The sequence below is a fragment of the Streptomyces griseus subsp. griseus genome (assembly GCF_000720255.1).
GTDB lineage: Bacteria > Actinomycetota > Actinomycetes > Streptomycetales > Streptomycetaceae > Streptomyces > Streptomyces griseus_I.
In genome coordinates this window covers 25177-37505 of record NZ_JOJE01000009.1, presented here as the reverse complement: position 1 = coordinate 37505, position 12329 = coordinate 25177, and the positions used below count along the sequence as shown (strand labels likewise).

The following is a 12329-nucleotide window of genomic DNA, read 5'->3' as shown; positions in this document are numbered from 1 at the left end:
GCCGCCGTACAGACCACACGCAGCATCCTGCCTGACACGTCATCACCTCCGGTGTGGGGCAGGCGGTTTCTCCGCCTCCCTCCGCACCTGAGCATCCGACGGCCGCTCGTGCCCCGCACCTCGTGCGTGCGCGATCCGGCGCAACCCGGTCACTCGTCCGCGTCATCCGGCTTGCCGCCCGGCGTGGTGTCTGGATCGGTGCGGGGCGGAGTGTCCGGCTTCGACCAGGGCCACCTCGGGCGGCCGGCGCCCTTCCTGGCCTCGGGGTCGTACTCGTACTTCCAGCCCTGGGGCAGCCCCAGGCGCTTGCTGTGCCCCCGGGGCGCGCGCCGGTAGACCAGCACGGTGGGCGGGCCGCCGGCCGCGTCGGGGACGGGGATGCGGTACGTCTTCGGAGGCTGGCCGGTGGGGCCGACGAGCACGGGCAGGACGCGGCCGTCCATGGGCCCGCCCTCGAAGGGGGTGTCTTCGCTCTTCACGGCACCAGTGTCGGTCAGGTCTCCGCGGCGAGCGCACCCCGCACCAGCTCGGCGGTCTGCGCGTCCCGGCGCGCGGTGACGGTGAGCAGGGCGACGAACTGTTCCACCAGCCAGTCCCGCAGCTCGTCGGCGGGCGGCTGCTTGTCCTCGTCGAGCCAGATCAGGGAGGCCGCCTCCACGGCGGTGATCCACATCCGGACGGTCATGCGCAGCCGGGGCCCCGGGCCGGTGATCTCCAGGTGGCTCATGATGTGCTCGGCGGCGGCCCGCCGCACCCCGTCCACGATGGCGGTCGTGCGGGACGTCTCCACGACGCTGCCGCCCTGGAGCAGGGCGGTGAAGCCGGCGTCGTGCTCGTCGACGAAGGTGAGGTAGCGGTCGAGGGCGCGTCCGAGGCGGGGGAGGAGCGGGCCCTCGCGCGGCTCGTCGAAGCACTGGCGCAGCTCCTCCGCGGCGGACCGCAGGGCGGCCTCGTACAGCTGTTGCTTGCCACCAGGGAAGTACCGGTACACCAGCGGACGGGACACTCCGGCCGCCTCCGCCACGTCATCGAGGGAGACGTCCTCGGGGGCGCGGTGCGCGAAGAGGTTCAGCGCGGCGTCGAGGAGCTGGCTGCGTCGCTCCTCGACACCGAGCCGACGGTAGGCGGGTGAGGCGGCGGGCGGGGTCATGCCTTGCAGGGTAATCGCAGGCCGGCGTGGAGACTGCCTCAAGCCAGCAGTCCCGACGACCTCCACAGCTTCCTGCCCACTCCCCGCAGCACCCCGATGTCGTCCAGGAAGTCGGTCAGCCGCTTCGCCCCCGTCTGCATGACCTCCCGTCGATGACCGCTCGCCTTCACCTGCGCCATGGCCTCACGCTGGTCCAGCCCCACATTCGTGTACACCTCCGGATTCACGAAGGCGACGGAGAACACCCGCGCGAACTCACCGGAGGTGACCCGGGTGAACTCCTGCGACCACCTCGGCGCCGTCACCATCTGGCGCCGCAGCTCCTCACGGGCGTACCGCACATGCCGGGCCTCCTCGACCACATGGATGCGCGTGACACCCCGGATCAGCGGCTGGACCCGCTCGTCCGGGAACGTCAGCCGCTGCATCCAGTCGAGCACCTCCTCGCCGAGCAGGGTGGCGGTGAAGGACCCCGGTGTGGTGGAGATGGTCTTGAACAGGCGCCCCAGCCGCTGGTGCGCCCGGCTCACCGGATACCACGGGGTCTCACCGCGGGTGATCAGCCGCGCGAACATCTTCGAGTGCCGGCACTCGTCCTCGATCTCGGTGAGGGCGTAGCGCACGTGCGCGCTCGTGGCGGACTTGTCGTAGATGTGCCGCACGAGCAGCTGCATGAGGATGATCTCGAACCAGATGCCGAGCGAGGCGAGTGCGGCGGCCTCGTGCCGGGAGAGCAGGATCCGCTGCTCCTCGCTCATCCGCTTCCACATCGGCGTGCCGTACAGCGACACCAGCTCCGGCGGCCAGAACCACTTGCCCTCCTCGAAGGGCGCGTCCCAGTCGAGTTCCTCGTCCGGGTCGTAGGAGTGCTTGGCGGAAGAGACGAGCAGCCGCTCGGCCACCTGCTCGCGGTCCTTGAGCAGGCCGAGCGCGTCCCGCGGCCCGTCGAGCGCGTCGGCTTCCGTCTGGGTCGTCATCGCTGTTCCACCTCGTCGTACGGGGGCGTGTCCGGTTACCGGCGGTTCACTCGCTCCTTATGAGACTGCCTGTCAGCAAGCCCGTCAATCCCTCGCGCACGACTTGTTGGCCGACGTTCGATCCAGGTGTGGGGCACCCCCGCATCCGGGACACGGGCCGAACGACTCCCGCCGACCGCGCCACTGTCCGCGGGCCTCGCCCTCGGTGGCGCGTTCGGGGAGCGCTGGTTCCCGCTGTTCCGTGAACCGCGTCAGTATTTCGCCGCCGAACAGAGTGCGCGCCAACTCGGGCCAGGGCTGGGGTTCCGGCAGCGGCGCGGCGATACGGGCGGCGCCCCTCGGCGCGTGGTTCCGCGCCGACCCGCGAGGAGTTGGCGCCCCTGACGCCCGACAGCGCCCTGCGGGCAGGGCTCGTCCGGGCGGCGGGGCTGCCCTTCACCATCGAACCCTGGAAGGCTCGGACCTGCCGGGCAACGGACAGCGGATCCGGGCCGACGACACCGTCCCCTTCGCCGCGTGGTCGGCGGCCCGGCACCCGGACGACCTGGTCTCCGCGCTGTGGACCACCGCCGAGGGCTTGGGTGACGTCGACCACGTGTGCCATCACGGGCGGTGTCGTCGCGGCGCGTACAGGGGTCGACCGGATGCCGGAGGAGTGGCTGAGCCGACGGGAACCGCTCCCCGGGAGGACCGCCTAGGCGGGGCAGCCCAGGCCGTCCGGGACGTCCAGGGCGACCGGCTCCCCGGCGCCGGGCGGGAAGGACACCCGAAGGGTGAAGGCGTACGGCGTCGGGCCGTGGGTGCGCAGGTGCAGCAGGCGCGCCTCCGCCTCGGCGACGGTGGGGCGGTGACCCGCCGGGACCCACCACAGGGTCGTCATCGCCTCCTGCACACGCTCGAACCACTCGCGGCGGCGGGCCAGCATCTCGCGGTGCCGGCCCTGGTACATGTAGGCGGTCAGGGCGTCGGCGTCCCGCCACACCGACATGTTGATGATCAGCCATGCGTCGCCGAAGACCTCGATGTCCGTCGCGTCGCCGTCCTCGCTCTGCAGTCGCCAGACGAAGCCGTCGGCGGTGTCGGCGTCGGCGTTCACAGGGTCGAGGTTGTCGACGAAGTCCTTCAACTGAGGCGAATCCAACGGGGCCTTGAGGCGGGAGATGTTGACCTGGGCGAGTTCGAACGCGGCTGCTGAGTCAGTCATGACCGAACGTTAGGTCGGCCCTCCACGCCTCCGACAGCCCCCGTCTCACGAGTTGAGCACCGCCTCCATGACCGCCCGGGCGATCGGCGCCGCCATCCCGCCCCCGGTGATCTCCCCCCGGTTGCCCGAGGCGTCCTCGACGACCACCGCGACCGCGACCTCCGCCTGGAGGGCGGTGTGGCTCTGCGCCCACGACACGAACCAGGCGTACGGCGTCCCCGCGTTGCCCAGGCCGTGCTGGGCGGTGCCGGTCTTGCCGCCGACGGTCGCGCCGCGGATCGCGGCGTTCGTGCCGGTGCCCTCCCGCACCACATCCCTCATCAGCTGCCGCAACCGGGCCGCGGTCGCCGGCCGCATCACCTGGCGCGCCGGACGCGAACCGGCCGTCGACACCGTCGCCCCGTTCGCCCGCAGCCTGCGCTCCACCAGGTACGGAGTCCGCAGCTGACCCCCGTTGGCCACCGCCGCCGCGACCATCGCCATCTGCAGCGGTGTGGCCCGCGTGTTGTACTGGCCGATCGACGACAGCGCCAGCTGCGCCCGGTCCACGGACGTGTCGAAGGTGCTGCGCGCCACCGAGAACGGGATCCGCAGGTCCGGGTCGTTGAAGCCGAAGGCCTGCGCCGTGGACACCATGTCGTCCACGCCGACGTCCACGCCGAGCTTCGCGAACACCGTGTTGCACGACCACTGGAAGGCGACCCGCAGCGGCGCGTCCTCGCAGCCCTCGGCCTCGTTGGCCAGGCGGGTCCTCGTCCCGGGCAGGGTGTACGGGGCGGGGGAGCCGGTGGGCGCGTCGACGTCCCGGACCACCCCCGCGTCCAGCGCGGCCGCCGCCGTGACCACCTTGAACGTCGAACCGGGCGGATACGTCTGCCGTACGGCCCGGTTGAGCATCGGCTTGTCCGGGTCGCCGGTCAGCCGCGCCCAGGCACGGGCCGTCGCCGGGCCGTTGCCGGACAGTTCCGACGGGTCGTAGGAGGGGGCGGAGACCAGTGCCAGGATCCGCCCGGTCGCCGGCTCGATCGCCGCCACCGCGCCCTTCCGGCCGCCCAGCCCCTGGTACGCCGCCTGCTGCGCGGCCTGGTTGAGGGTCGTGACGACGTCTCCGCCGGGGTTGCGGGCGCGGGTCACGTCGGTGAAGAGGGGGAGCGGGGTGAGCAGCGGGTCGGTGCCGGACAGTACGCCGTCCTCGGTGTGCTCCAGGAGGGTCGTGCCGTACCTCTGTGAGGAGTAGCCGGTGACCGGCGCGTACAACGGCCCCTCGGGGTACGTCCGTTCGTGGCGGAGTCGGCCGCCGGTGTCCCGGGAGCCGGTGACCGGCCGGTCGCCGATCAGGATGTTCCCGCGCGGCTGCCGGTAACGGGCGATGTCGGGGCGGCGGTTGGCCGGGTTGTCGTTGTAGGAACCGGCCTGGACGACCTGGACGCGGGCGGCGTTGGCCAGGAGCGCCAGGAGCAGCAGGGCGCAGAAGGCGGCCGCGTGCCGGATGTGCCGGGTCACAGGACAGCCTGTCCGTCGTACTGCCGGCGGGCCGAATGGCTCACCCGGATCAGCAGGGCCACGATCGCCCAGTTGGTGACGACCGACGAGCCGCCCTGGGCCAGGAACGGCATCGCCATGCCGGTCAGCGGGATCAGCCCGGTCACCCCGCCGGCGATCACGAACACCTGGAGTGCCCAGATCGACGCGAGGCCCACCGCGAGCAGCCGGCCGAAGGGGTCGCGCAGGTCGAGGCCCGCCCGGTAGCCGCGTTCCACGAGGAGGCCGTAGAGGAGGAAGATCGCGCTGAGGCCGGCCAGACCGAGCTCCTCGCCCGCGGTGGCCAGGATGAAGTCCGACTTGGTGGCGAAGCCGATGAGCACGGAGTGGCCGAGGCCGAGGCCGGTGCCGAGGATCCCGCCGGCCGCGAAGGCGAACAGGGACTGCGCGAGCTGGTTGGGGCCCTGGCCCGCCTCGATCGTCGCGAACGGATGCAGCCAGTCCTCCACCCTGCTGTGCACGTGCGGTTCCAGCCTGCCCACGGCGACCGCGCCGAGCACCGCGAGCAGCAGGCCGACCGCGATCCAGCCGGTGCGGCCGGTGGCGACGTAGAGCAGGATCACGAACAGGCCGAAGAACAGCAGGGAGGTGCCGAGGTCGCGCTCCAGGACCAGCACGCCGACGCTCAGCAGCCAGATGGCGAGGATCGGGCCGAGTACGCGCCCGGTGGGCAGTTGGAGCCGGGTGAACCTCCAGACCGTACGGCCCGTGTACGCCAGCGCGTTGCGGTTGGCGGCGAGGTAGGCGGCGAAGAAGACGGCCAGCAGGACCTTTGCGAACTCGCCCGGCTGGATGGAGAACCCGGCGATCCGGATCCAGATCCGGGCGCCGTTCACCGCCGGGAAGAAGATCGGCATGGTGAGCAGGGCGAGGGCGCCGACCACACAGACGTACGCGTAGCGCTGGAGGATCCGGTGGTCGCGCAGGGCGGCGACGACCACGATGAACAGGCCCACTCCGAGGGTGGACCACACCAGCTGGGTGGGGGCGGCCCGGTCCTCCGGGGTCTCCAGGTCGAGCCGGTAGATCAGCACCAGGCCGAGGCCGTTGAGCAGCACCCCGATGGGCAGCAGCAGCGGGTCGGCGTACGGGGCGCGCAGGCGCACCGCGAGGTGTGCCAGCAGGGCGAGCACGCCGAGCCCGGCACCGTAACCGGCGGCGCCGGGCGGGAGGGTGCCGCTGCGGGCGATGCCGACGGCGCAGTAGCCGTACACGGACAGCAGGAGGGCCACGAGAATGAGGGCGAGCTCGACGCCCCGGCGCCGGGGGAGGCGCGCGGTGGGCGCGGGCGCGTCCGGCGCGGCCAGGGGGGTGCCGACCTTGGTCATGTCCGGAACTTACCCAAATAGAGCCTCTTGTGAGGTTCGTGCGGCTTGAGTGTTGCCCTTCGGAGGGTCAGCACCATCGTGGGGACGCTCCGATGGTGGCGATGTACCGGGCCGACCCCCAGGCCCAGACGCCGTCCGTGAGGCGGTACCAGGTGCGGTCGCCCCGCACGTTCTGGCCCGTGGTCCTGCAGTAGATGGTCACGTAGTCGCCCCGCCGGGCGACCCCGACTGCCCGGCTGCCGCTGGTCGGCTCGCTGCGCAGCACCAGCCGGTTCGCCGTGACGATCCCCTTGTACAGACGCGGGGCGCGCGTGTCGCCGCCCTGGGCGGCGGCGGGGGTGATGGCGGCGGTGGTGGCGAGGGCGGTGGCTATGAGCAGGCGGGCGACATGGGAACGAGCGGACATGGGATACCTCCCGGAAGGGGGTAAGGCTGACCAATCGCCACATTAGGAGGGGTGTACGGAGAGCGCCCGTCACACTGCGCCATCGGGGACGCCCGGCCCCCGCTGAGGCAGGGTCAGGGTCGCCACCGCCCCGCCGTCCGGCGCGTTGGCGAACTCCAGCCGGGCGCCCAGCACCTCCGCCTGCCCCAGGGCGATCGTCAGCCCCAGCCCGTGCCCCTTCGCCCCGCCCTCGGTGCGAAAGCGCTGCGGCCCGTGCGTCAGGAGGTACTCCGGATAACCGTCCCCGTGGTCCCGCACGGTCACCACCGGGCCGTCCACCGTCAACAGCACCGCCGGACGCCCGTGCCGGTCCGCGTTCGCGACCAGGTTGCCGAGCACCCGCTCCAGCCGCCGCCGGTCGGTCTCCACGCGCGCGTCCCGCACGACCCGCACCTCGACGTCGGTCCCCGAGGCCCGCACGACCCGCTCGGCCAGCGCCCCGAGCTCCTCCGTGTCGGCCTCCAGCCGCTCCCGCCCGGTGTCCAGGCGGGAGATCTCCAGCAGGTCCTCGGTGAGGGTGCGCAGCGCGGACACCCGGTCGCGCACCAGCTCCGTCGGGCGGCCTGCGGGCAGCAGCTCCGCCGCCGCGTGCAGACCGGTCAGCGGGGTGCGCAGCTCGTGCGCCACGTCGGCGGTGAACCGCTGCTCGCTCAGCAGCTTGCCCTGGAGCGAGGACGCCATGGAGTCCAGCGCCGCGGCGACCGCGGCCACCTCGTCCTGCGGCTGCGCCGGCTGCTTCGTACGGGGGTCGTTCACGCGCGCGTCCAGGTCACCGGCGCTGATCCGCCGCGCCACCCGCGCGGTCTGGTGCAGCCGCCCGGTCACCCGGGTCACCGCGAACGCCCCCACCAGCAGCGTCGCCCCGATCGCCAGCCCGGACGACCACTGGATGGCCGAGTCCAGCCCCTGGATCGTGCGGGCCTGCTGCCCGTAGTCGACCGCGACGGCCAGCGCGCGTCCGCCGTCGGCGGGGCCCGCCGCCCACATCGTGGGCCGTCCGCGGTGCTGGGCGACCATCGTCCCGCGCTCCCCGGCCGCCGCCAGCTCCCGCAGCGGCTCCGGCAGCCCCTCCGGGTCGACGGCCGCGCCCGGCCGCAGCGAGTCCCCGGCCTCGAACGCCGCCGTCGCGTCCGTCAGCCGGGACAGCGCGAGGTCCCGGGCCTGGCCGACGGTCTGGTTCGTCACCTGCACATGCACGAGGACGCCGAGCAGGGCGGCCAGCGCGCAGCACATAACGGTGATGAAGACCGCGGCCTTCACGGCGAGCGTGGCGGTCCACTGGGGGAGCGCGAGTCTCATCGGGAGGCCGCCGAGGAGGGCGACTGCGACGGCCGGGGGGAGTGCGGGGTGTGCGGGGCGTGTTTCCGGCCGTCGCTGCGGAGCATCTCGTCGTGGGTGAGCAGCAGCGCGTTCTGCTCCGCGTCCCAGGTCCACTGGAGGCGGTACTCGTACCCCGCGACGTCCGACGGCGAACGGACGATCACGGACCGCCCGGCCAGCTCGACCGCGCTCACGGCGTCCTCGTAGTGCATGACCCGCACCAGCCGGTGCTTCTCCACGGTGTAGACGCGGACCGCCGTCAGTGTGCCCGGCAGCAGCCGGAAGCCCAGGGTCAGGTCGTCGCGCCCGTCGCCGGTCAGGTCCCGGTAGTACGGCTTCAGCACGGGACACCTGGCGCGGTCCCCCGCGGACCCGCAGTCGGCCATCCGCGCGGTCGTCTGCCGGTACGGCGCCTTCGCGCCCGCGTAGTCGTCCGGGCTCCCGGCGATCTCCTCGCGCACGATCGCGGCCGGGTCCACCCGGCGGATGTCGTCGTCCGGCACGTTGACCCCCTTCACCACCTCGGTCTCCGCCTCGTCGAAGTCGAAGGCGGGGGAGGACGCCGGCGGCAGGTCCGGCCAGAGCCGGGCCGGGCTGATCGCGGTCGGGGTCGCCCCGGCGCCACGCAGCCCACCGGTGTCACCGCAGGCCGCGGTGGCGGCTGCCAGCAGGGTGACGGCACCTAGGGTGCGCAGGGCGCGTGAGGGGCGTCTGAGGGGCACGGGTCTCCTGTGGTCGGGGTTGACTCTCGGCCCGAACACATTATTCGTAAGGATTCGTAAGGACGTCCTATTTGGTGTTCGCGTCGCCTGTGGGGAGGGGCCCGCGCCTGCCTACTCCGCGAGCTCCTCGAGGAGCCGGGCGGTCGACAGGCCCGCCCGCAGGTACTCGACGAACAGCTCGTTGTGCAGCGCCCACGGAGAGCGGCGGGAGCGTATCAGCCGGATCGCCTCCTCGGCGGAGTGGCCGCGGCGGGCCAGGGCATGGGCGACGACCAGCCCCGAGCGGTTGTACCCGTGGTAGCAGCGCACGAGGACCGTACGCCCCGCGTCCAGCGCGTCGCTCGCCGCCTGTGCGAGCCGCATCACCCCCGCGAGCTGCGTCCCGTCCAGCGGGCCGTCGGGGATGGGCCACACCTGGTGCTCCACGCCCGGCTCGGGCCCGTGTCCCGGCATCCGCAGCAGCGTCTGCACGAGATCGAACTCCTCCCGCACGACGGCCGACTCCAGTTGCCCCGTCCGGCCCCGGAACTCGTGCCCGCCCATCCACAGACCAGGCAGGATCTCGCTCCACGCACGGTCCGGAGCCGGTACGTCGGGCTGCTTCCCGCGGGTACGCAATCGCGCCTCCCCAACTCCCGCTCCCAACTCCTCTCAAAGGTAGCCGGGTTCTTGCCCCTGGAGCACCCCGCCTGTTCCCATGGTCGTGGGGTGATGCTCATGACTGGACTGCGCGTCATACCGACCTGGCGCCACGGCCAGGAACGGCTGTACGTCTGCCTCCCGGACGGCAGGAACGTCGCCTGGTACGACCGTGAGGCGGCCCGGGTCAACCTGCTGAGCGAGGACCGCGCGGAGGACGTGCTCGAAGCCCTCCGCCCCTTCCTGACCGGCCAGGTCACGGTGGGCCCGCCGCCCGTCCCGACCCCCGCCGAGCTGGCCCGGCTATCCCTCCACCCGGACGACGACCTGGCCCCCAACCGCCCCGGCGAGGCCCTGCTGGTCGCCCTCGACCGGGACCCCGGCCCACCCCGCCGCCTCCGCCCCGACCCACGACGCCGTGAGCTGGCGGCACAGCAGGCGGTCGGTGACGCCCTGGACCGGCTGGACGGCGCCGGGTGGCACGTCCTGCACTCCGTCGTACTGCCCGGCGGCGACGTCGTTCACCACCTGGCCATCGGGCCGGCCGGCCTGTTCGCGATCCACGCCCTGCACGCCCACAGACAGCGCGTCCAGATCACCGACCCCCTGGTCGCCCTGGGCCGCCGCGACCCCCACCCCCTGCTCCGCCGAGTCCGCTCCGCCGCGGACCGCGCCTCCTACGCCCTCACGGCGGAGGTCCACCCGGTCCTGGCTCCCGTGGGGCCGACGGACGTCATGGTCACCGGCCCGGTGCGCGAGGTGCGCGTCCTGAGAGACACGGAGATCGGAAACCTGGCCCGGCTGGGCGGCGTACTGAAACCGGCGGACGTGGAGGCGCTGCACGCGGTGGCGAGGGACAGGAACACATGGACGCGGGTTTAGCGCACCCACTCAGGGGCGCGGGGCTGTGTCGGCATGCGGCTCCGCCGCGTGGGCGCGACAAGCCACTGACGGCCCGCACCCGGCGTATCAAGGCAGCACCCCCGCGCACCGCGCATCAAACAACGGCGCCAACAGGTCCCCGTGATCCTGCACGCGAGCCCCCACCTCCCCCGCCCCGAACACCAGCTGCGCAGCATCCCCGCACTCCTCCACCTCACCCCACGTGACCGGCGCCGAAACGCTCGGCTCCGCCCGCGCCCGCAAGGTGTACGGCGTGGCCGTCGTCTTCCGGGCGGTGTTCTGACTCCAGTCCACGAACACCTTCCCGGGCCGCAAGCTGCGCGTCATCCGATGCACGACAAGCTTCGGCATCGCCTTCTCCGCCTCCACGGCCAGCGCCTTCGCGTACTCCGTCGTCCGCTCCGAGGACACCGGCCGCAGCGCCGCGAGCAGATGCAGCCCCTTCGCCCCCGACGTCTTCGCGTATGCCTCGATCCCGTCCACCGCCAACCGCTCCCGCAGCCACAGCGCGACCTCGCAGCACTCGACGACGGTCGCGGGCGCCCCGGGGTCGAGGTCGAACACCAGCCGGTCGGCCTCAGCGGGCGCCTGGATCAGCCACTGCGGGGTGTGGAACTCGGTGACGAGGTTCGCCGCCCACATCAACGAGGCCAGGTCCTGCACCAGCACCATCCGCGCGGGCCCCTCCGACCGGGGCACCTCCGCGGTGGTGACCCACTCGGGTGTACCCGGCGGCACGTTCTTGGCGAAGAACATCTGCCCGTCCGGACCGTCCGGATAGCGCAGGAAGGACAGCGGCCGGTCACGCAGATGGGGCAGGAGGGCGTCGGCGGTCGTGGCGTAGTAGTGCAGCATCTCGCCCTTCGTGAAGCCGGTCGCCGGATACAGCACCTTCTCCAGATTGCTGAGCGCGAGCCGCCGCCCCTCCACCTCTGTGATCGGCGTCATACGATGAGAATCCCAGAGATTACGGTGGAAACCCATACAGAACGCCCGAACCGAACGTCTCGAACCGATCGAAAGGGTGCCGCACGTGAGATCCATCTGGAACGGCGCGATCTCGTTCGGCCTGGTCAGCATCCCGATCAAGCTGGTGAACGCCACGGAGAGCCACTCGATCTCCTTCCGTCAGATCCACACGGAGGACGGCGGCCGCATCCGCTACCGCAAGGTCTGCGAACTGGAGGACCGCGAGGTCAGCCAGGCGGAGATCGGCAAGGGGTACGAGGACGCGGACGGCACCATCGTCCCGATCACCGACGACGACCTGGCTCACCTGCCGATTCCGACCGCCCGCACGATCGAGATCGTGGCCTTCGTGCCGGGCGACCGGATCGACCCGCTCCAGATGGACGCGGCCTACTACCTCCAGGCGGGCGGCGCCCCGGCCGCCAAGCCGTACACCCTGCTGCGCGAGGCCCTGAAACGCAGCCGGAAGGTCGCCATCGCGAAGTACGCCCTGCGCGGCCGGGAACGGCTGGGCATGCTCCGGGTGGTCGGCGACGCCATCGCCATGCACGGGCTGCTGTGGCCGGACGAGGTCCGCGACCCCCAGGGCGTCGCCCCCGACACCGACGTCACCGTTCGCGACCAGGAGCTCGACCTCGCGGACGCCCTGATGGACACGCTCGGCGAGGTCGATCTGGAGGATCTGCACGACGAGTACCGCGAGGCCCTGGAGGAGGTCATCGCGGCGAAGGCGGCCGGCGAGACCCCGCCCGAGGCGCCGGAGCCCGCGGCGGGCGGCAAGGTCCTCGACCTGATGGCCGCCCTGGAGAACAGCGTGCGGGCGGCCAAGGAGTCGCGGGGCGAGGACGCGGAGGTCGCCCGCCTCCCCGCCCGCGCGACCCCGAAGCAGACCGGCGGGAAGAAATCGACGTCCACCGCGAAGAAGACACCCGCGAGGAAGACCGCCGCGTCCGGCTCCACGACGAAGTCCACCGCGAAGACGGCGAAGTCCACGAAGTCGGCACAGGCAGCGAAGAAGACGGCGGCGACCAAGAGCACGGCGAAGAAGTCGACGTCCACGGCGAAGAAGGCGCCCGCGAAGAAGACGGCATCCCGCAAACGCACCGCCTGACCGCACCCCTGCGCTGGAC

At 72.3% G+C, this 12329-nt stretch carries 13 protein-coding genes; 2 read left to right on the top strand and 11 right to left on the bottom strand.

All coding sequences use genetic code 11. The features are described 5' to 3' along the window. Nucleotides 1-149 precede the first annotated feature (149 nt). The 10 genes from IG99_RS14890 to IG99_RS14845 all read right to left on the bottom strand — a co-directional run bounded on the left by IG99_RS14890 (nt 150) and on the right by IG99_RS14845 (nt 9306). Nucleotides 150-479: a hypothetical protein gene (locus tag IG99_RS14890; RefSeq protein ID WP_037674016.1), complete on the bottom strand. Its 330-nt coding sequence runs from the start codon at nt 477-479 to the stop codon at nt 150-152. A gap of 14 nt (nt 480-493) precedes the next feature. Continuing rightward, on the bottom strand, nt 494-1150 hold the full coding sequence (locus IG99_RS14885; RefSeq protein WP_037674013.1) for a TetR/AcrR family transcriptional regulator: 657 nt from the start codon (nt 1148-1150) through the stop codon (nt 494-496). Between the two features lie 38 nt (nt 1151-1188). Continuing rightward, complete coding sequence (locus tag IG99_RS14880; protein ID WP_037674010.1) at nt 1189-2127, bottom strand: AurF N-oxygenase family protein; 939 nt, start codon at nt 2125-2127, stop codon at nt 1189-1191. Between the two features lie 694 nt (nt 2128-2821). Further along, entirely contained in the window at nt 2822-3331 is a 510-nt protein-coding gene (locus IG99_RS14875; protein WP_037674007.1) for a DUF3291 domain-containing protein, read from the bottom strand. A 45-nt stretch (nt 3332-3376) separates the two neighbouring features. Beyond that, a complete protein-coding gene (locus IG99_RS14870) occupies nt 3377-4834 on the bottom strand; it encodes a penicillin-binding transpeptidase domain-containing protein (protein WP_037674003.1) in 1458 nt (485 codons plus the stop codon). Then, nucleotides 4831-6201, bottom strand: a complete 1371-nt coding sequence (locus IG99_RS14865; protein ID WP_037674001.1) for an FtsW/RodA/SpoVE family cell cycle protein — start codon at nt 6199-6201, stop codon at nt 4831-4833. Before IG99_RS14865 ends, IG99_RS14870 begins: the two co-directional genes overlap by 4 nt. Before the next feature lie 67 nt (nt 6202-6268). Beyond that, nucleotides 6269-6607 carry an SH3 domain-containing protein gene (locus tag IG99_RS14860; protein WP_037673998.1) on the bottom strand — a complete coding sequence of 113 codons (339 nt, stop codon included), beginning with the start codon at nt 6605-6607 and terminating at the stop codon, nt 6269-6271. Between the two features lie 69 nt (nt 6608-6676). Then, nucleotides 6677-7945 carry an ATP-binding protein gene (locus IG99_RS14855; RefSeq protein WP_037673996.1) on the bottom strand — a complete coding sequence of 423 codons (1269 nt, stop codon included), beginning with the start codon at nt 7943-7945 and terminating at the stop codon, nt 6677-6679. Continuing rightward, complete coding sequence (locus IG99_RS14850) at nt 7942-8688, bottom strand: hypothetical protein (RefSeq protein WP_037673995.1); 747 nt, start codon at nt 8686-8688, stop codon at nt 7942-7944. Before IG99_RS14850 ends, IG99_RS14855 begins: the two co-directional genes overlap by 4 nt. A gap of 111 nt (nt 8689-8799) precedes the next feature. Then, nucleotides 8800-9306 (bottom strand): protein-tyrosine phosphatase family protein, encoded by a 507-nt coding sequence (locus IG99_RS14845; RefSeq protein WP_037673994.1) that lies wholly within the window; start codon nt 9304-9306, stop codon nt 8800-8802. 99 nt (nt 9307-9405) lie between these two features. On the opposite strand from IG99_RS14845, the gene IG99_RS14840 reads away from it, so the two are divergent. Further along, nucleotides 9406-10209: a nuclease-related domain-containing protein gene (locus tag IG99_RS14840; protein WP_037674277.1), complete on the top strand. Its 804-nt coding sequence runs from the start codon at nt 9406-9408 to the stop codon at nt 10207-10209. Between the two features lie 87 nt (nt 10210-10296). Here IG99_RS14840 and ligD read toward each other — a convergent pair whose 3' ends face one another. Beyond that, nucleotides 10297-11178, bottom strand: coding sequence for a non-homologous end-joining DNA ligase (ligD, locus tag IG99_RS14835; protein WP_037673993.1), 882 nt, complete (start codon nt 11176-11178; stop codon nt 10297-10299). 85 nt (nt 11179-11263) lie between these two features. Between ligD and ku the strand changes: the two genes are divergently transcribed. After that, a complete protein-coding gene (gene ku, locus IG99_RS14830) occupies nt 11264-12310 on the top strand; it encodes a non-homologous end joining protein Ku (protein ID WP_037674276.1) in 1047 nt (348 codons plus the stop codon). Nucleotides 12311-12329 lie beyond the last annotated feature (19 nt).